Origin of the sequence: Fictibacillus iocasae, from assembly GCF_042665465.1 — a bacterium.
Taxonomy (GTDB): domain Bacteria; phylum Bacillota; class Bacilli; order Bacillales; family Fictibacillaceae; genus Fictibacillus; species Fictibacillus iocasae.
The window spans coordinates 77,140-99,703 of record NZ_JBHTCP010000002.1; the positions used below are offsets into that span (position 1 = coordinate 77,140).

At 47.8% G+C, this 22,564-nt stretch carries 2 protein-coding genes; both read right to left on the reverse strand.

The features are described from left to right. Positions 1–40: 40 nt before the first annotated feature. Positions 41–11,173, reverse strand: a complete 11,133-nt coding sequence (locus tag ACFQPF_RS00375; RefSeq protein WP_379744814.1) for a carboxypeptidase regulatory-like domain-containing protein — start codon at positions 11,171–11,173, stop codon at positions 41–43. A 143-nt stretch (positions 11,174–11,316) separates the two neighbouring features. Continuing rightward, on the reverse strand, positions 11,317–22,446 hold the full coding sequence (locus ACFQPF_RS00380; protein WP_379744816.1) for a beta strand repeat-containing protein: 11,130 nt from the start codon (positions 22,444–22,446) through the stop codon (positions 11,317–11,319). Positions 22,447–22,564: the final 118 nt, after the last annotated feature.

Sequence of the window (22,564 nt, forward strand, 5' to 3'; positions counted from 1 at the left end):
CGGTACTTAAAGTACCGGACCCCGACTTTCTGTCTTTTTATTACACCTTATACACGACGCTAAAGCAAGATAGATCCGTCACATACGTTCTTGAAACAATGTCTCCGTTCGCGTTTACATCCTGGTAGGTGAAGATAGTAAGGCCGGTCGAAACGTCCTGTCTGACAAGCACGAACTCCGTTGGGAACGTCAGTCCTCCAAGATACAGCGGCTGACCGGTGCCTGTGTTAATGAGGAACAGCTTGTTGCTTGGCTGTGCCGGACCCGGACTAGGCGGAACAGGAGGAACTGGTGGCACGATGGATGTCAGCGGAATGTTTACGTTTGTTGTCTGATCAACAAAGATTTCTATTGAAACAGATGCAGGGCTAAAGCCTGCTGCTGTAACAGTAACCGTATAGCCTCCCGCTGCGAGTCCATCGGAGAAGAAGCTGCCTGCTTCGTTTGTAATTTCAGTGTCCACAAGCGCTCCGTTGGCGTTGCGAATTTCAACAAGCGCTCCTGCTACTGGACGCCCTCTATTATCGGTAACTGTACCTGACAGAGAACCAAAACCGGTAACAGGTGACAAGATAAAATCAACATCAGGCAGTATTTGACCTGGATCTAGGAAGATGTCGCGGCTCTGGTCAACAAAGTTTAAAGCCGTTACATTAACCGTCAGTGTTCCTGATGGCAGGTTATCGACAGTGTAACCTCCATTTTCATCGGTAATTGCTGTTCCTGCAAGGTTGCCGTTTTCATCAAACACACTGACAACAGCACCAGCAACCGGGTTTCCATTCGTATCGATTACATTTCCGCTAATAGCTGATGTTACCGTCTCCTGCAAGATGAGAAGGACGCCCGTCAGCACTTCACCAGGCTCAAGGGTGACATCAGTAGAAGAAGATGGAAAGCCATCTGCTGAAGCTAGCAAGGTAATGACACCTGGTGGCAGATTGTCGAACGTAAACTGGCCAAGAGAGTCGGTCGTTACAGTGGCAATGATTTGACCAGCCTGATCAACCGCTCTTACCGTGGCATTGGCAACAGGTGTTCCGGTACTCGTGACAACCTGACCGCTCACAGAGGCCGGATTTTCAATCAAAGCTAAGTTAACAATACTTTGTTCTCCTGCAAACACCGTCACATCCTCTGAATCAATGGCAAAGCTTGGTGCAGATGCTGTAACCGTAAGCAGTCCTTCTGGAAGACCCTCAAACGTAAAGTTGCCATTAAGATCTGTAAATCCAGAAATTAGCGGGGTGAATCCTAGAAATACTTCAACGAAAGCTCCAGCAATCGGCAGTCCGGTTAATGCATTGACGACAGAACCGGTAATGGAACCTGGATTTGCCTGAAGTGCAATGTTCAATGTTACTGTTTCTCCAGAAGCTAAGGTAATGTCTGTGACAAAACCTTGATAATCTGGATTAATGACGACAACTGTATAGCTTCCAGCAGCAAGACCAGGACTGGTGAAAGCCCCGCTGGCATCTGTAATCAGTTCTGCTAAAATGTTACCTGCTTCATCCAATATTCTAACTGTCGTACCTCCGAGTGGAAGTCCTGTTGCGGCATCTGTTACGGTTCCAGTAATAAATCCTGGATTTGAAGTGAGCAGCGCGTTCAAGATGGTTACTTGCCCTTCTTCAATGAATGCTGTGCCAACAAAAGTTGAGAAATTTACTGCCGTAAACGTTACAGTAACGGTACCAGGATCAAGACCTGTTATAGTATAGGTGCCATCAGGACCTGTCGTGGCTGTTGCCACAACAAATCCGTTCTCATCTCTAACTGTGACTAATGTGTCAACGATTGGCGTTCCTGTGGCATTCGTTACTTGACCGGAAAGTGTGCCTGGAGCTCCGATTGCAGCAAGAGCAAAGTCAACGTCTGTTAAATCCTGACCAACAGCTAACGTGATTCCAAGACTTTCATTTTGAAATCCGACAGCAGACACAAACACGGTAAAAGAACCTGCCGGTAGATTAGGAATCGTATAATCTCCATTGCTGTCTGAAGTGGCCGTGCCAATTAAGTTGCCATCCTCATCAAGAATTTGAATGGTTGCACCTGATATTGGAACACCTGCTTCATTCGTCACTGTACCGCTTACAGAAGCTGGTAGGCCAGACGGGAAAGCAAGGTCAACATCGAGCAAGTTTTGACCTCTGGCAAGTGTTACTTCTGTTGAAGCATTAGCGAAGCCTTGTGCAGAAGCAATTACGGTAATATTACCAGATGGAAGATTAGGAATCGTATAATCTCCGTTTTGATCTGTCGCGGCTGTTCCAATTAAATTGCCGATTGAGTCAAATGCTTGAACCGTGGCACCGACAACAGCAACGCCTGCTGCATCTGTAACCGTTCCGCTGATGGATCCTGGTGATGAGAGCAAGGAAAAGTTCTGTGTAATGATTTCGCCTGAAATAACATTGATTGTGAACGTTTCCGTTGCATAACCTGGTGCGTTGGCACGAATAGTTACAAGCCCTTCAGGTAAGCCGCCAATTATATAATCTGCCAAATTGTTAACCGCAGCAGAGGCGATTACAACAAGGTTAGACAGTACCTCAATGGTGGCACCAGGAATAATTTCACCCGTTTCGGCATCCACAACATTTCCAATAACAGTTCCTGGAGCTGGCAGCAGGGCAAAGTTAATGATTTCTGTTTCACCCGGTGTGAGGGAGAATGCTTCAATAGCAACTTGAAATGCTGGATTGACGGCAACTGCTCGATAATCTCCCGGGCTCAAATTAGTGACCGTGTAGTTTCCATTTTCATCTGTTGCCGTTTCAGCTACCGTGGTACCAGCAGAGTCAGCAATTCGAATAGAGGTACCTGCAATCGGCGTTCCTGTTACTGCGTTTGTCACTTGGCCTGTAACCGTACCTGGGTTAACAGAAAGAGTGATAACAACGTTTGATGTTCCACCTGCTGAGACGGAAGTGCTTACTGTGTTCGTGCCAAAATTATCAGCTGAAGCAACGACCGTATAAGAACCAGCAGCAAGACCAGACACGGTAAAGGCTCCGTTTGCGTCGGTATTCGCGGTACCGATGACTACATTACTTTGATCACGAATAACAATGGCGGCACCAGGAATCGGAATACCTGAAGGATCTTGAACCAATCCCGTAATCGTGCCAGGTGAAGCAATGGACGTGAGACGTACGATAACATCCGATAAATCCTGCCCCGCTGCAAGTGTAATTCCTGTAAAGCCAGGCGCGAAGCCTGCAGCACTTGCTCTAACAGTAAATGAACCCGATGGCAGGTTGGATACGCTAAAGTTACCAAACGCATCGGCAACCGTTGTACCAATAACGTTGTTTAAAGAATCAAGAATTTGCACAGTCGCATTGGCAACGGTCTGACCGTTTTCATCCAATACAGCGCCACTGACTGAAGCCGGTGCAACAGCTCCCTGCAGAACAAAGTCAAATCCAGTAACATTTTGCCCTGCGCTAATCGAAAGTGAACGGGACTCATTCGGAAAGCCTTCAGCAGAAGCGAGCACGTTAAACGTTCCAACAGGCAGGTTAGTGATGGAATAGGTGCCGTTTAATGCTGTAGTGGCGTTGGCGATGACGTTCCCAAGCTGATCGAGTACCCTTACAGAAGCTCCAGAAACAGGACCGCCAGTGGATGAAGTCACCGTCCCGCTGACCGATCCAGGATTAGGCGCGAGTGCAAAGTTTTGGACGCTCTCTTCGTTTGCTTCTATTGTCACCTGTTGTGTGGCCGTCGTAAAATTAGCCGCTGTAGCCGTAGCTGTGTACGAGCCTGGTGCAACTCCTTCAAATGAGTATCCTCCTAAACTATTTGTAATGGTAGTTAAGAGAGGAATCGTCCCTTGCAGCAGTTCAACAACAGCTCCAGCTATCGGGACACCTGCTGTTGTTGTCACGGTTCCTGTCAAACTTCCTGGATTCGGCTGCAATATAAAATTTACGGTTACCGTTTCTCCTGCAGATGCGGTAAAGGTACTAACCTGGCTTTGGAAAACAGGTGGATTTGAAGCAACTAGGTTATAGGTACCCGGATCAAAGTCAGGAATGGTGTACACGCCTAATCGATCTGTCTGAGTTTCAACAAGAACGGCGCCTGTTACACTGTCTACTAATCTGACAACAGAGTTTACGAGCGGTGTTCCATCCGATCCGACAACCTGCCCTGTCACAGTGGCGGGATTAGGTGTCAATGAGAAAGCGAGAGAGATGGTTTCTCCGGATACAGCTGTAAACGTTTGAGATTGTATGCCAAAATTCGTGCCGTTTACGATGGCGCTGTATTGCGTGTTCGGCTGCAATCCATGAACAAAAAACTCACCTTCAGGATCTGTAAGTGTTGTCGCAAAAATTGGCCCGGAAGGACTGAGAAGCCTGATTTGCACAGATGCACCAGCAATCGGCAGTCCGGTGACAGAGCTTGTGACAATACCTTGAACCGCTCCAGGAGGGACGGTGCTTAATGTGATATTCAGTGTTGTTGCCGTATTAGAGACTACCTGAGCCCCCTCTACAACCGTTTGGAAGCCTTCCGCATTAACATTCACCTGATAGCTGCCTGCCGACAGTCCAGGAACAAGGTATAAACCGCTCGAGTCACTCAGAACAGTAGCGACAAAAGCCCCTGTCGAGTCAAGTACCCTAACCGTTGCCCCTGCAACAGGAGTGCCTGCAGCGTCTCGAATAATTCCTGTAATGCTGCCAGGGTTGGGCAGGAGACTGAGCTGGGTGAATTCCGTTTCTCCAGGAGTTAACGTAACTGACCGAGAGTCCGTGCCGAATCCAGAGGCATTCGCTGTTACGTTGAATGTGCCTGCCGGCAAATTCTGAATGACGAATCCTCCATTATTGTCCGTTGTTCCTGAGGAGATGAAAACACCATTCTGATCTGTTACGGTAACGGAAGCTCCTGAAATTGGATTTCCGGTCGTTGGATCAGCGACCAGCCCTGTTAAGGTTGCAGGAAGAGAAGCGAGAGCGACGATTACGTTCGTCGTTTGATTCTCAACTACAGTAACGGTAACGTTGCCAGTAGCAAAATTTGTAGCGGTAACGTTTAAGATATATGTTCCTGGAAGCAGATTGTTAATGATGAAATTGCCGTTATTATCCGCTGCAACTGTCTGCTGAACAATACCGCTTTCATTGATGACTTGAATGATGGTACCAGACCCTGTAATTGGATTACCATCTGTATCAATGACCGATCCCGAAAGCGTTCCTGTAAGTGTAGAGAGGGTTATGTTCGCTGTGGTCGTCTGCCCGCTGTTTACGACCGCACCCGTATTGTTTGTAGCAAAACCATCTCTGCTTGCCTGAACAATGTAAGAACCAGGAGCAATGGTGCCTGAACTATAGAACCCATCGGAATCAGTAGCAGTTGAACCGATAAGTGTATTGTTTTGGAAGAAAGAAACGTTCGCTCCAGCAATCGGTAATCCTGTCTCGGCTACCGTTACCCTCCCTACAATCGTCCCGGAATTTCTTTCTAAAGTAAAATTGATACCGCTCACAACAAGCCCCGGTGTTAACGTTACTCCTATAGAACTGTTGCTAAAATCTGTTGCATTTGCAACGATCGTAAAGCTGCCTTGAGGCAGGTTGGAAATGGCGTAAGTACCGTCAGCTCCTGTTATTCCCGTCGCAACGACAACACCATTTGAATCAATCACACGTATGGAGGCATTGGTTAGCGGTGTTCCTTCAGGTGTAAAAACGGTACCGGAAATACTTGAAGGAAATGGGTTTAGTGACAAATCTGCCGTTGTTGTTTGATCCGAAAAGATAGTAGCTCCGACTGTAGATGTTCCGTAATTGTTAGCTGTAGCTGTAATCGTGTATGAACCTGGAGTAAGTCCGTTTGTTTGATATTGACCAAATCCATCGGTAATTGGACGAGCAACAAGTGTCGAGCTTTGTGCGAAATAAATATTGACTGTTGCTCCGCTAAGCGGCGTTCCAGTCGTATTGTCAGTGATTACACCGGTTAAAAAGCCCGCATTAGGCTGCAGCGCAAAATTGACTGTCGCCACATCATCTCTTCCTACCGTAAATCCGAGGGTTTCCCGTTGATACGTGGAGTTGATAGCGGTCAATGTATACGTACCAGGATTTAGAGCGTCTATTAAATATTGACCGTTCGCATCTGTCTGGATCGCTCTGACCAACACACCATTGCTGTCAACAAGACGCATGAGAGTATCAGGCAGCGGACTTCCGGTCACAGCATCGATAACGGTACCTCTAACGGTTGACGGAAGGCTTTCAAGGAAAAGATTTACAACTTCCTGCTCACCGGGCGTGATAACAAACGATGCAGCATCCGATGTAAATCCTTGCGCTGTAGCTGTCACTGCATAAGATTCAGCCGTCACATTGGTAAATAAATAATTTCCTAATGCATTGGTAATTTGTGTAGCGATAATGACACCAGTCGGACTAAATTGCCGCAAACGGACGGTCGCACCCTCAATTGGCTGATTGGTGTCATTGTCGATTACCTGACCAGACACAGTACCAGGATTAGAGCGCAAAGCAAAGCTAAGCACGACCGTTGTGTCTGCAGGAACGTCGACAGATGATAGTTCGTCTCCATAATTTAATGCCGACACATTGACAATGTACCGCCCTGGTGCAAGATTCGGCACCGTATATTCTCCACGATTATCAGTTACAGCTGTACCCACAACAGCAGCTGTACTATCCGTTACGACAACATTTGCACCTTGAATAGGAAGACCGCTAAACAAATCTGTAATAAATCCATGAAGTGTACCAGGGTTTGGTGTAAGTGCTAGGAAGGTTGTAGCTGTGCCTCCTTGTGTGACTGTCACCTGTCGCGAATCAGTTCCAAAAGATGGAGCAATCCCTGTCACTTCGAGTGTACCCGCTGGAAGGTTAGTAAACTCAAACGTACCATCCTGACCGGATACGGTGGTTGCAAGAACCACACCATTAAAGTTTTGAACAGTTACGGTAGCTCCAGCAATAGGATCACCTGTTTGTGAGTTTGACACCGAGCCTGTTAAAGTAGCAGGCAGCCCTGATAATGGGACTGTAATCGCCGTAGTTACATTGGCATTGACGATTGCCGCAACTGTATTGGCTGCAAACGTCGGTGCATTGGCATTCACGGTATAATTTCCCGGAGCGAGGTCGGTAAATACAAACGTACCATCAGGTTCGGCTAGTAACGTCTGAATAAGCACATCTTGATCGTTATATAACTTAACTTGAATGTTGCTGCCCGTTATTGGTGTGCCTGCGTTGGTCGTAACTGTTCCTGAAATCCTTCCTACAGACGGTACAAGCGCAACATTGGCTGCGGTTTGCGTATTGCTCTGCACAGTCGCTCCAATAACCTGAGTTGCAAAATTATCCTGGCTTACCGTCAAATTGTAGGACCCAGGTGCCAGCCCTTCAATCACATAGTTTCCGAATGGTCCTGATGGAAGAGAAGCAACGAACACACCAGTGGTCGTACGTACGACGATGGTTGCACCAACAATAGGTGAACCAGTCGTGCTGTTTGTTATCTGTCCTGCAATAGATCCAGAGTCAGGTGTCAAATTGAAATTAATGTTCGTTAAGTTTTCACCGGGAGAAACAGCGATCCCAGTGAAGGAGCTCGAAAAATCTGGTGCCGTCACAATAACTGTGAAACTACCAGGGGGAAGTCCTTCCACAATATAATTTCCGTTTACATCAGTTCCCGCAGTGCCGATAATGACTTCGTTGCTATCAAGCACACGAATGGTGGCGTTGCCGATCGGCACACCATTCAGATCGGTAACTGTACCTGAAACACTGGCAGGGTTTGGCTGAAGAGTTAAATTAACAGTTGTGACTTGATTAGACTGAACGAAAGCTCCGGCACGTTCTGTTGAAAAATTCGCTGCAGATGCGACAACGTTATAAGAACCAGGAGCTAAATTATTAAAAATATAATTTCCTGTTTCGTCTGTTACTACAGAATCCACAAATAGATTATCTGCTGTAAACAGCTCAACAACCGTCCCTGATACACCTGGCGTGATGGTTCCTTGTATGCTGCCAGGATTCGGCTGCAATCCCAAACTTCTAGGTGTCGTCGCTCCTGCAAATACAATGACACCTGTAAAGTTATTTTGGAAATTTTCTGCGATAGCGCCAAGCGTGTAAGAGCCAGGCGGAAGACCGTCAACCGTAAAATTACCCACGCTGTCTGTAACCGTTGTGGCAATCAGTGTGCTGTTAATATCCGTAATATTGACGATGGCACCAGGAATTGGCTGATTATTGGTTGCATTAAAAATTAATCCTTGTATTCTGCCTGGGTTTGGAGTGAGCCCGATATTCGCTATACCTTGACCGCCAGGAGGAATATTGACAGTAGCAAAGTTTGTCTGAAAATCATTGGCACTGATAACAATTGTATAAACACCAGGAGCAAGGTTATTAACAAGATAAACACCATTGGAATCCGTAAGCGTAGTGGCAATCGTATTGCCGTTCGCGTCATTGATCCTGACTTGAACATTAGCGCCGGATATAGGTGTTCCTGTTTGGGTGTTCGTGACAGTTCCTGTAATAGAGATGGGATTTGGAGCGAGCTGGAAGTTACTTGTCGTCAAGGCTCCTTCATTAATGACAACACCGTTTTGAGCGGCTTGGTAATTATCTGCTGTAGCGATCGCAATATAGCTGCCGGCGAGTAAATTGGTGATTGTATAGCTGCCGTTATTATCCGTTAAGCCACGGCCGACAAGAACGCCAGAATTGTTCGTCACGAGAACAGATGCACCCGAGATCGGTACACCGCCTGTATCCGTTACCGTTCCAGTCAGCGTCCCTGGATTATCTTGAAGCTGAAAGTTCAACACAGTGGTCAGCTGGTCATTAATCGTGGCACCGAGCTGCTGTGTGACAAAGGTAGGAGCCGATGCGTTAACAATATACACACCAGGAGCAAGATTGTTAATTTGATAAAAACCAGACGCATTAGTGGTGGTCGTGGCGACAATATTATTATTTTGAAACACTTGAATCGAAGCATTTGCTAAAGGTGTGCCTCCCGTGTTCGTTACGGTTCCTTGCAGTCTTCCAGCTTCTTTTCGGAGCTGTGCGTTCACCTGTGTTGTTTGATTTGAGGTAATGATGGCACCAATTGTTTGTGAAGCATAGCCTTCCTGGCCGAACGTGACGGCGTACGAACCCGGCGGCAGGGAAGAGATGCTGTAGGTTCCGCCTGCACCAGTCGTAGCGGTCGCTATCGTGAAGCCCGAGTTATCGACTACACGCACACTGGCTCCGACTAATGGTGCACCTGTTTCTTGATCGGTCACTGTTCCGGATAGGCTTCCTGGATTCGGTGTCAATTGAGCGGTGACGGTAGTTGTCTGGCCGGCAGAGACTTGAGCACCGATCTGTACCGTATTAAAGTTCGCAGCACTGATTCTTACTTGATACGTGCCAGGCGCAAGGTTGGCAACGCTGTACTGGCCGCTGCCATTTGTGGTGGTCGACGTGACGACCTGACCGTTTAAGTTTAAAATTTCAACTAAAGCGCCAGAGATAGGAGCACCTGTCGTGCTTGTGACGGTACCGTTAATCGTACCAGGGCTGGGCTGCAGGACAAAATTGGCGGTTTCGGTTTCGGCATTATCCAAAATAATGGATCGTGAAGCCGACTGAAAGGTGTTGGCGGTCACGTTTAGTGTATACGTTCCTGGTGTTACGTTTACGAATGAATAGAAACCTCCAGCATTCGTTGTGGCTGTCGCGATAGTAACACCAAATGTATCCACAAGCCGGACGGTAGCGCCTGAAATGGCTCCTCCGCCAGCAGCTGTCACTGATCCATTAATGTTACCAGGAACAGGAGCAAGCGCTACGTTCGTTGTAGTCGTCTGGTTGGAGACAATCGTCGTGCTCACCGTTGCGGTCTGGAATGTTGGTGAAGAAACCACAAGATTATAAGTGCCAGGTGAAATGTTGGAGAAGCCGTAAAAACCGGTACCGTTCGCCGTTGTTTGCGCGACTAGAGCCCCGCCGGTTGTTCTAAGCTGAACAGTCGCACCTGGAATCGGCTGTCCGTTGGCAGAATTGGTAATTTGTCCAGCAACGCCTCCGGATGCAGTAACGGTAATATTAACAGTCGCCTGCTTTTGAGGCAGCACAGTACCGGTAAAGCTATCCGTACCTGTTACGGTGACCGTGTCGAGAGGTCGCGTACCGGCTGTTGTGTAAATACCGCTCGCTGTAAACGCCAAAATGGCATTTTGGTTAGCCGGAATGTTGCCGATGTTCCAGCTCAGTACATTCGTGTTTGGATCAAAGACCGCGGTACCGCGGCTTACACTTGTTGTTGAATAAGTAGAAAGCTGGTCAAATCCGAATACATCCGTTGCGAACACATTGATAGCTTGGTTTTTCCCAGTATTTGTGACCGTGATCGTACCTGAATAAGTGTTCAGCTGACCGGTGAAGGCCGAAGTTGGTCCTCCTGTCTGCTGTTTAACCACGGTGAGATTGGCTTTAACATTTACGTCGTTCGGCGTTACGGGATTGGTGAATGCACTTGCAAACTGAAAGCCTTCATTAGCTCGTAAGGAATCCTTATTGAAGTTATTATCATTGGCTGATGAAAAGATAACGAATCGCAATGAACTATTAGCATTAATACCGAGCAGTGTGAATAGATCAGCAGCTGGTACAAAGAAATCAATGAAAAAATCAGGATTTCCGCTGAAATTTGAACCATCTGTCACAGAGGACACACGAGCCACATCAAAGTTAACGATAGGATACGTCTTGTTTGGTGTGCCACCGCCAGTGCCTTCAGCTGGATCGTTCCAATTGTTTACTAGCTGAGTTGTATTTCGGATAATATTGACTCTGTTTGAATTTCCTGACACCGAAATTAACCATTGATACGTCCCGGCTACACCGTTCGTGTTGATTAGTACACCCCATGCAAAATTTCGGAAGCCTGTTTGTGCTGAATTTCGAGGATCTTCATTGACTCGAATTCTAAAATAAACATTCGTTTCGTCGTAGGCGACATACGCTGCGGGAAATTGAGCAGCTGTTCCGACAAGGTCGGTACTGCCGGGTGATTCATCGCCTGCACTGTCATAGATAAAACCTGTTCCAAACAAAATAGGCGAAAATTGCAGCCCTGGTGGAAATGGCATCTCTTTAGCACCTCGCTTTATTCAGTCATCTTTTTATATGTATGATTTTACAAATCATAAATGCTTATAAAAATAGTCAGGAGTCAGGGGGTCCGGTACCAAAGTACCGGACCCCCTGACTCCTGACTATTTTTTTCTATCAATTATGCTCGGAACACAACAGAGAAGCAGGAGAGATCGGTGACATAATTTCGTGTAATAATATCTCCGCTCGCATTGACATCTTGATAACTGAAGATCGAGCACCCGCTTGCTGGATCTTCCCTGACAAGAACGAACTCAGTAGGGAAGGTAAGTCCTCCTAAATAAAGCGGCTGACCTGTTCCCTGGTTGATGAGGAAGAGTTTATTGCTTGGCTGTGCAGGTCCTGGCGTCGGCGGAACAGGTGGAATCGGCGGAACAACCGGAGACAGCGTCACGTTGACCGTTGTCGTCTGATCAGCCACAACGGTTGCAGCAGCTGTTGCGGTTTGGAACCCTGCTGCAATGACCGTTATCGTATATGTTCCAGCCGGGAGGCCATCAACGAAGAAGTTGCCTGCTTCGTTCGTCACTTCTGTATCGACAAGAACACCATTGGCATCACGAATTTCAACGAGCGCCCCAGCTACTGGACGGCCCCGGTTATCGGTGATGGTCCCTTGAACCGATCCGAAACCACTTACAGGAACAAGCACAAAGTCTGTTCCAGGCAGCGTTTGACCTGGCTGCAGGAATACATCTCTTTCTTGTGAGACGAACCCTAGCGCCGTGACATCAATTGTCAGCGTACCAGATGGAAGGTTAGTAATGCTAAAGTTGCCGTTCTCATCTGTGATTCCCGTTCCAACGAGGTTGCCGTTTTCATCGAAGATATTAATAACAGCGCCGGGAACAGGATTGCCGTTTACATCCGTGATCGTACCGCTGATTGTCCCGACAGGCTCTTGGCTAAGAACGAGGGTTACCCCTTCCAGCACTTCACCCTGAGCGAGTGTGACATCAACAGACGCAGACGGGAAGCCTTCTGCAAAGGCGATAATCGTCAATGTTCCAGGAGGCAGATTGGTCAATGTGAACCGGCCAAGGCTATCGGTCGTTGCAGTCTGAACGATTTCTCCTGCTTCATTTATCGCACGAACAGAAGCGTTGGCAACTGGAGCACCTGTATCTGTTATGACAAACCCGGATACAGTGGCCGGATTTGGCAGCAATGCGAGACTAACCGTGCTTTGCTGACCGGCAAATACCGCAACATCCTCTGTATCAATCGCAAACCCTGGAGCTGTTGCAGTGACCGTCAATATCGCTTCAGGCAATCCGCTGACCTCAAATTCGCCAAACGCGTCTGTAAACACAGTGGTGATGAGATTCTGACCGAGGAAGATCTCCACAAGTGCTCCAGCGATTGGTTCTCCTGTTTCACTGTTTACGACGGTTCCAAAAAGTGATCCTGGATTTGGTTCAAGCGCGATGTTCACGGTTTCTGTCTGACCGGATACGACCGTAACAGAAACTACTTCACCTAAAAAGTCTGGGTTGATTACAACTACTGTATAAGAACCGGCAGCGAGTCCTGGACTTGTAAAGTTGCCGTTTGCATCAGTAATCAACTCAGCAATCACATTTCCATTGGCATCAACAATTCTAACAAGCGTTTCAGGCAGAGGAGCTCCAGTGTCGGCGTTTGTGATGGTTCCTGTGATAAAACCAGGATCCGACTCCAGCACAGGGTTTAATAGGGTTGTTTCACCAGACACGATGGAAACAACAGCTGCAAACGCTCCAAATCCATCTGCTGTTACGGTTACCGAATACGTGCCTGCGGATAAGGCTTCAAACGTAAAGTTGCCGTTACTATCTGCAACTTCTACACCGACGACAAATCCGTTTTGATCACGCAGGATGATCTCTGCTCCTGGAATGACGGCACCCGTATCGCTAGTAACCTGGCCTGTAAGAATACCAGGGGCTCCTGCAGATACAAGGGCGAAATTCACATCTGTTAAATCCTGCCCAGGGACGAGGACAATGCCGGTATTTTGACTTTGGAAACCAGTAGCTGAAACAACGACTCTGAACGATCCAGCTGGCAGGTTTTCAACGATATAATCACCGTTTTCATCTGTTAACGCCGTGCCAATCAAATTGTTTAAGCTGTCAAAAACTTGAACGAGCGCATTTGGAATCGGAACACCGTTCACATCTGTTACCGTACCGCTTACAGATGCAGGATCTTCATCAGGGAAAACGAGGTTAATGTTTGTTAAATTTTGCCCCCGCTGCAACGTGACCTCGCGAGATACGTTGGCAAAACCAGCAGCAACTGCAATGAGTGTAATATTCCCTGCGGGCAGACCGTTTAGCGTATAGGCCCCATTCTCCTGCACGATGGCCGTTCCGAGAAGACCGCCTGCTTCGTTAAAGGCTTGAACTGCAGCGCCTGGTACAGGCGAGCCATCTGCTGCTGTAACAAATCCAGATATTGATCCAGGAGTAGCAAGAAGCGCGAAGTTCTGAACAACGATCTGACCGCCAATAATTTGAACTAAGAAAGTCGCGGTTTCGAATCCAGGTGCTGTAGCACGGATGGAAACAAACCCTTCCGCAAGCCCCCCGATCGAATAGACGGCTGAAACATTCGTTGCCTGTGACGCAACAACCACTAGATTTGAAAGAATATCAATGACCGCACCGGTGATCAGCTCTCCTGTTTCTGCATTAATAACCGTTCCAGTTACGGCACCTGGCGCAGGCAGCAACGCAAAGTTAATTGTTTCAGTTTCTCCTGCAGCCAATCCTAAGAATTCAATCGCAATCTGGAACGCCGGATTTCTGGCCGTCACAAGGTAATCGCCTGGAGCGAGATTTTGCACAGAATACAACCCGTTAGCATCTGTCGCAGCCTCTGTAACAATAAGACCAGTACCTACTTCAGAAATAATGATGGACGTATTCGGAATCGGTCCCCCGGTTTCCGCGTTGACCACTTGACCGTTCACGTTGCCTAGTGCTGTTAAGAGCGTAATCGTGACGTTTGTTGTAGCGCCTTCGGTAACGAGCGCTCCTGTAAATCCTGTTCCAAATCCATCTGCTTGGGCGGTAACAGAATACGATCCAGGTGCCAAATTCGTGACATTGAAGAACCCTGATGCGTCGGTGTTTGCTGTCTGTACGATCGTTCCTGACTGATTGCGGACGGCGATCTGAGCTCCGGCAATCGGTCCGCCTAGCGCGTTAATGACATTACCTGTGATGGCCCCTGGAACTGGAATTCTTGTCACAACAACCACGACATTGTTCAAAGTTTGCCCTTGCGCAAGAGTAATACCTGTAAATCCATCAACGAAGCCGGCGGCTGATCCTCTAACGCTAAATGTTCCTGCTGGCAGGTTCAGCACGGTAAAGTTACCAAAAGCATCTGTTATGGCTGTACCGACCGTTAGACCAGATGCATCCAGAACCTGAATGGAACCGTTGGCAACCGGTGTTCCTGTCTCATCTAACAGTGCTCCATTGACCGTGCTTGGCGGAACAGCCTGCAAGACGAAGTTAACGCCTGTTCTGTCCTCATTAATCGTTAGTGTTAATCGAATGGTTGAACTCGGGAATCCGGACGATTCTGCTCTTACATCAAACGTTCCGGCTGGCAGATTGGTTAGTGTATAGCTGCCGTCGCTTCCTGTCGTAACGTTAGCGATGGTGTTACCGTTCAGATCTAATACCCTTACGGATGCTCCAGCGAGCGGGCCGCCAGCACTTGATGATACCGTTCCGCTAATAGATGAAGGCTCAGGCGAGAGCGCAAAATTCTGGGTTGCTGTTTGATTAGAAACGATCGTGACAGGTTGCGTCGCTGATGTGAAGTTTACAGCACTTGCGCTGGCAGAATAATTTCCTGGCGCTAATCCGTTAAAGCTGTAGTTACCAGAGCTGTCAGTTACGGTGTTCGCAACAGGAACGGTGCCTAAGAATAACTCCACAACCGCGCCGGTAAGCGGTGTTCCGGTTAAGTCAGTCACTTGACCAGTCAGTGCACCTGGATTTTGCTGCAAGATAAAGTTTAGTGTGACAGTTTCTCCAGCAGCCGCTGTAAACTCCTGGACCTGGCTTTGGAATAAATCGTTTCTTACAGCCAAATCGTAGGTGCCTGGCGCAAATCCTTGAATGGAATACAATCCAAGTGCATTTGTCTGCGTTTCTGCTAAAACAGCTCCTGTTACCGTATCGGTTAGACGCACGAGTGTATTAACTAGAGGTGCACCGGTCGAGCTGACAACCTGACCCTGTACGTTAGCTGGATTAGGCGTTAATGCAAAAGCTAGAGAAACGGTTTGATCGGATGCAGCAGAGAACGATTGTGTTTCAGTTCCGAACCCTGTTCCGCTCACAATCACGGTGTACTGCGTATCAGGCTGAAGGTTACCGACAAAAAACTGTCCAGCAGCATCTGTAATAGTGGTTGCAAAAATTGGACCTGACGGACTGAGAACACGCAACTGTACAGAAGCACCCGCAATCGGCGCGCCAGATAAAGCATTCGTCACAATACCCTGCACGGCCCCTGGAGGAACGGCAGACAGTGACACGTTCACGGTTGTTACGGTATCAGATGTTACGATTGCACCAACGACCGTGCTAACAAATCCTTCTGCACTTACATTTAACTGATAGTTTCCTGGCGAAAGATTTTGTATTAAAAACTGTCCGTTTGAATCGGTTAAAACAGTTGTAATAAGAGCTCCTGTCGCATCGGTAACACGAATGGCTGCACCAGCAATAGGAACGCCACCCGCCGGATCGCTGACAATCCCCGTAATGCTTCCAGGGTTAGCGGTCAGTGTGAGAGAAACAAACTCGGTCTCAAACGGCTCGAGAGTAACGGCTTGAGACGCCGATCCAAATCCGGTTGCAGTCGCTGCAACAGTAAAGCTTCCTGTAGGCAGATCTTGCAGCACAAAGTTTCCTAGATTGTTTGTTAACACCGTACGGATGACAATCTGGTTAATATCTGTAACAGTTACCGTCGCGTTTCCTATTGGATTTCCGGCAGGATCGGCGACAATTCCGCTCAAGTTCGCAATAATTTCTTGCAACACAATAATGACGTTCGTAGTGGTGTTATCCACGATGGTTACACTAGTTGTGGCTGTCGCAAAACCAGGCGAACTTGTGTTCAGCGTATACGTTCCAGGCAAGATATTAACAAGGCTGAACGTGCCGTTCGCATCAGCGGCAACCGTCTGTACGACAATTCCGCTTTGATTCAGAATTTGAATGACCGTGTTTGGTCCTGTGACTGGATTGCCATCTGTATCAATAACAGAACCTGTCAAGCTGCCGGTAATCGGTGATAAAGCAATATTCGCTTGAACGGTCTGATCGCTGACGACTACAGCTCCGACACTGTTGGTTCCGTATTGATTTAAACTGCCCTGCACAACGTAAGAACCAGGTGCGAGACTAGGAGAATTATAGTTTCCGTTCACATCGGTCACGGTAGAACCGATCAGGTTGTTATCTAAGAAAAAGGATACGTTAGCTCCACCGAGCGTGGCGCCGGTAAACGCATCTGTCACAACACCTGTGATTAACCCTGGATTGCGCAAAAGTGTAAAGTCAACGCCAGTCACGTTTAATCCGGGCGTTAGAATGACACCAGCCTGCGCACTCTGGAAACCAATTGCGGTTGCAACGACCGTAAAGTTTCCTTGCGGCAGGTTGCCGATGGAGTACGTCCCGTCTGCAGCAGACACACCAGAGCCGATAACAATATTATTTTGATCAATGACGCGTACCGAGGCATTCAACAGAGGTACACCTTCTGGAGTAAAGATGGTGCCGCTCACGGATGCTGGGAACGGATCAAGTGTCAAATCGGCAAACGTTGTTTGATCTGAGATGACAGTCGCACCGACAGTTGAGGTTCCATAATTCGTTGCAGTAGACGTAACGGTATAAACACCTGGTACAAGACCTCTAGTCTGGTAAGACCCAAATGAGTCCGTAAGCGCTCTGGCTGCCAATGTTGTCGTATTGGCAAAATAAATGTCAACCGTTGCTCCGACTATTGGGCTTCCAGTCTCACTGTCAGTTACCGTTCCTGCGATAAATCCGGCGTTTGGATCGAGAGCAAAGTTTACGATGGCGGTTTCTCCAGGTCCAACCGTAAATCCGAATGTCTGCCGCTGGAACGAGGTGAGTATAGCCGTAATATCATACGTTCCGGACGCGATATCATTAATTTGGTATTGACCGTTAGCATCAGTTTGAATGGCACGCAGCAGTACGCCATTCACGTCAACCAAACGGACGGCAGCATTAATGAGCGGTGAGCCGGTCTGGGCATCTGTCACAGTACCACGAACACTTGCTGGCTGCTGGTCAAGAAATAAGTTCACCACTTCTTGCTCACCAGGCGTGATGACCACAGTAGCTGCCGCGGTAACATAGCCGTCAGCTGAAGCTTGCACCGCATACGTTTCCGCTGAAACGGTAGTAAACTGATAGTTTCCTTGAGCATCCGTCAGCTGAACGGCGATAACATTTCCGACAGGGCTGAACTGGCGAAGTCTTACTGTCGCACCTTGTATTGGAAGGTTGGTGACCGCATCAACGACTTGCCCAGAAATGGTCCCAGGATTGGATCGCAGTGCAAAGCTAAGTACAACAACTTGATCAGAGAAGATATCCGCACTCGCTGCGTCAGCTCCATAGTTCAGCGCTTCAACACGAACTGTATATCGCTGCGGTGCGAGATTGTTAACCGTATAAAATCCTCGGTTATCGGAGACAGCTGTTGCTACAACAGCGAACGTATTATCCAGCAGCGTTAAATTAGCGCCTTCAATCGGAAGTCCGGTAAACAGGTCTGTAATAAATCCTTCCAGACTACCAGGGTTTGGTTCCAGAACTAAGAAAGTAGAGAACGTTCCACCCGGTGTTGTCGCAACCTGTCTGGAATCCGATCCGAAATTCGGTGCAGTCGCAGAAATTTCAAGCACACCAGCAGGCAGGTTAGTAAAGATAAAGTCACCGTTCTGATCGGTTACCGAAGTGGATAGGACGATACCGTTATTTCCAGATGCTGTAACGGTTGCGCCAGCAATCGGAAGGCCGGTCAAGCTGTTCGTGACAGAGCCGGTAACCGTTGCAGGAAGTGGAGTTAAAGGAACATTTACGGTGGTGGTTTGATTGGCGTTTACGATAGCTCCAACCGTATTAGCAGCAAAATCAGGCGCGCTGGCATTAATAGAATAGTTGCCTGCCGCAAGATCTGGGAAAATAAAGCTGCCGTCCGTGTTTGCGAGTATGGTGATAAGCGTGTTGCCTTGCGCGTCTAACAATTTGACAAGAATGGACGGCCCTGTGATAGGATTGCCGCTCGTATCCGTCACTTGACCAGATATGATACCTACTGTCGGCACAAGAGCAATATTAGCAGCAGTGGAGGTATTGCTCAGTACATTGGCACCGACAAAACCAGTTGCAAAATTAGGTTGACTGGCAATGACGCTATAAGATCCTGGAGCAAGCCCTGTGAAAATATAGTCTCCAAATGGATCGGTGACCGTTGTAGCAATATTTAAGCCGTTTTCGGTCCTTAGTTCTACATTCGCTCCTGCTAATGCTTCGCCCGTCGTACTGTTCGTCACCTGACCTGTAATGCTTCCCGGATCAGGCGTGAGGACAAAATCAACGCCAGTAATAATTTCGCCCGGTGCAGGAGAGATTCCCGTAAAGTCATTTGAGAAATTAGTTGCAGATGCGATAACTGTTAAATTTCCTTGAGGAAGCTGCCCGATTGAGTAATTTCCGTTAACGTCTGTCTGCGCACTTCCTAGCAGCACCTCACTTTGATCAAACACACGAACCGTTGCGTTAGGAATCGGAGTTCCTGTATTATCCACCACTTGCCCTAAAATGGTGGCAGGATTTGGTGTGAGCGTTAGGTTTACCGTTGTCAGCTGATCGGACTGTACAAAAGCACCAGCGCGTTCAGTAGAGAAATTTGGTGCAGAGGCAATCACATTGTAATTGCCAACCGCCAGATTATCAAAACGGTAATTTCCTGTATTATCGGTCACAATGGAAGCTACAAAAATATTATCGTTCGTGTACAGTTCCACGAGTGTTCCAGAAATGCCAGGTGTTATTGTTCCGCCGATACTTCCAGGATTAGGCTGCAGCCCAATACTTGCTGCAGTTGTGGCGCCAGCAAATACGTTCGCCCCAGTAAAACCGTTTTGGTAGCTGGCGGCAATCGCGACTACAATATAAAACCCCGGTGGCAATCCATCTGCTGTATAGTTACCAAAACTATCGGTAACGGTTGTCGTCACTAAGAAACCGTTATTGTCTGTCACACTGACAGAGGCTCCAGGAATTGGCTGGTTGTTGGTCGCATCAAAAATTAATCCTTGGATGCGTCCAGGATTTGGCTCAAGCGCTAAGTCAACGACACCTTGCTGCCCAGCGGCAACGGTAACCGAACCGGAACTGGTCTGAAAATCGACAGCTGAAGCTACAACCGTATACGTGCCAGGCGGCAGCTGATCAACAAGATACACTCCGCTCGGATTGGATGACGCTGTCGCGATAACAACACCGTTAATGTCGAGCACTCTTACTTGAACGTTTGCTCCCGATATAGGTGTCCCTGTCTGAGCATTGGTAATCGTCCCAGTAATGGAGACAGGACTCGGGCTTAATGTAAAATCGCTTACGGTTGTGCCGCCCTGTGTAATAATCGCCCCATTGATTCCCGTCTGGAAGCTGCTTAACGATGCAGTTACCACGTAGTTTCCGGCAAGAAGACCACCAATTGTGTAAGAACCGAACGAATCGGTTACGGCATTCGCTACAATCTGTCCGAGGTTGTTTGTTACCGTAATCGCTGTACCTGGAAGAAGTGCACCTCCTGAAGAGCGCACTGTTCCTGTGAGAGTGCCGGGGCTTCCTTCAAGCTGGAAATTAAGGACGGTTGTCTGTAAATCGTTAATGGTCGCACCAAGCTGCTGCGTTACAAAAGTAGCTGCAGAGGCATCAACAATGTACACGCCAGGAGCCAGATTATTAATCTCATAAAATCCTGATGAATTGGTTGTTGTAGCGGCAATGAGCGTATTATTTTGAAAGACTTGGACGTTAGCATTGGGTATAGCCGTTCCTGTAACCGTCGTGACCGTGCCGTTTAAGATACCGGCTTCTCTTCTTAGTGCGGCGTTAACAGTAGTTGTGACACCTGATGTAATAATCGCTCCAATTGTTTGAGAGGCATAGCCGTCTTGGCCAAAAATGACGGTATATGATCCTGGCTGAAGAGAGGCTACGAAATAAGTACCCGAAGCGTTCGTTACTCGTGTAGCGACTGTAGTACCTTGGCTATCTACTACTCTAACAGACGCGCCTACTAAAACAGCGCCAGTCTGGGAATCCGTAACCGTACCGCTTAAACTTCCAGGGTTTGGCGGGAGCTGGGCGTTTACGGTTGTTGTCGCGCCTGCGGTAACTGTGGCACCGATAATAACTGTGCCAAAGTTGGTTGCACTGAACCTGACCCTGTACGTACCAGGTGCCAGGCTGTTAATGGTATACGTTCCTCCAGCACTGGCTGTGGCCGTTGCGACTACCTGATCGTTTACGTTGAGAACCTCAACAAAAGCACCGGGAATAGGAGCCCCTGTTGTGCTCGTTACGGTACCAGAGATCGTCCCTGGAGTAGGAGAGAGGACAAAATTAACGGTTTCTGTTTCTGCATTATCAAGAATGACAGACTGCGAGCCGCTTTGGAATCCGGAGGCACTAACGTTTACGGAGTAGGTTCCTGGCGTGACACTGGCAAAGGAATAGGCTCCTGAAGCGTTAGTAGAGGCTGTTGCCACAACGGCACCAAACGTATCAATCAGTCGTACGACAGCTCCTGAAATAGCGCCTCCTCCAGTTGACGTGACTGTACCATTAATAGTTCCCGGTACAGGCGCAAGTGCGACGTTCGTTGTGGTCGTTTGGCCAGAAACGATGGATGTTCCAACTGTACCGGTAACAAAGGTAGCGGCCGAAACGACGACGTTGTACGTACCTGGGGCAATATTGGCGAATCCGTAGTTTCCGTTAACATCAGAATTCGTTTGCGAAACGAGGACACCACCCGTCGTACGAAGCTGTACAAGAGCGCCCGAAATGGGTTGACCGTTTGATGAATTCGTGACCTGTCCTGCTACACCGCCAGAAGCCGTAACGTTAATATTGACCGTTGCCTGCTGCTGAGGCAGCGTTGTACCTGTGAATGAATCAGTTCCAGTAACCGTCACCGTATCAAGCGGTCGTGTACCTGACACCGTAAAGATTCCTGTCGCCGTAAATGTCAGTATACCCGTTTGATTAGCGGGAATGGTTCCGATCGTCCACGAAATGACACCAGTTGAAGCGTTGTAAACAGCCGTGCCTCGGCTAGTGCTTGTTATGGTGACAGATGAAATGGAATTTAATCCAAACACGTCAGTCGCAAACACGTTTATGGCCTGATTTTTTCCGCTGTTTGTTACAGTGATCGTACCCGAATACGTATTAACCTGGCCTGTGAAAACGGAGGTTGGTCCGCCTGTTTGGACTTTCGTTACTTCAAGCTTGGCTTTGACATTCGCTTGATCAAGTGTGATAGGATTCGTAAACGCATTGGTAAATTGAAACCCTTCGTTTGTGCGCAGAGAGTCTTTGTTGTAATTGTTATCATTTGTAGATGTGTAGACTACAAAGCGAAGAGGACTGCTTGCATTCACACCTAATAAGCTGAAAAAATCTGTAGCTGGAACAAAAAAATCAATGAAAAAGTCAGGATTTCCGCTGAAATTTGAGCCATCTGTTACAGAAGAAACACGAGCGACGTCAAAATTGACAATAGGATAGGTTTTATTTGGAGTACCGCCGCCGGTTCCTTCGGCGGTATCGGTCCAGCTATTTACTTGCTGAACCGTATTTTGAATAATGTTTATTCGATTCCTTACACCAGAAACCCCAATTAAATACTGATAGGTTCCGGCTACTCCATTCGTGTTAACAAGCACACCCCAGTTAAAGTTCTGAAACGCAGTTTGCGCTGAATTTCTCGGATCTCTGTTAACACGCATTCGAAAGTAAACATTTGTCTCATCATAAGCGATATAGGCTACCGGAAACTGTGTAGCGGTCCCGACAAGATCCGTTCCAGCAGGGGACTGGTCTCCCGCTGAATCATAAAGAAATCCACTTCCAAGCAGCAGCGGCGTAAATTGCAGCCCTGGAGGAAAAGGCATAGCTGTACCACCTCTCTTTTTTCATCATCCACATATATGTATGCCTAAAATTTAGGAAAAGTGCCTAACAATGTAGATGGAACCTTGGTTTGGGGTACGGTACTGAAAGAAAAATTGA

Bases quoted from the DNA above. Each gene is read 5' to 3' on its own strand.
- ACFQPF_RS00375 (WP_379744814.1), bottom strand. From the start codon at position 11,173: ATGCCATTTCCACCAGGGCTGCAATTTTCGCCTATTTTGTTTGGAACA.
- ACFQPF_RS00380 (WP_379744816.1), bottom strand. From the start codon at position 22,446: ATGCCTTTTCCTCCAGGGCTGCAATTTACGCCGCTGCTGCTTGGAAGT.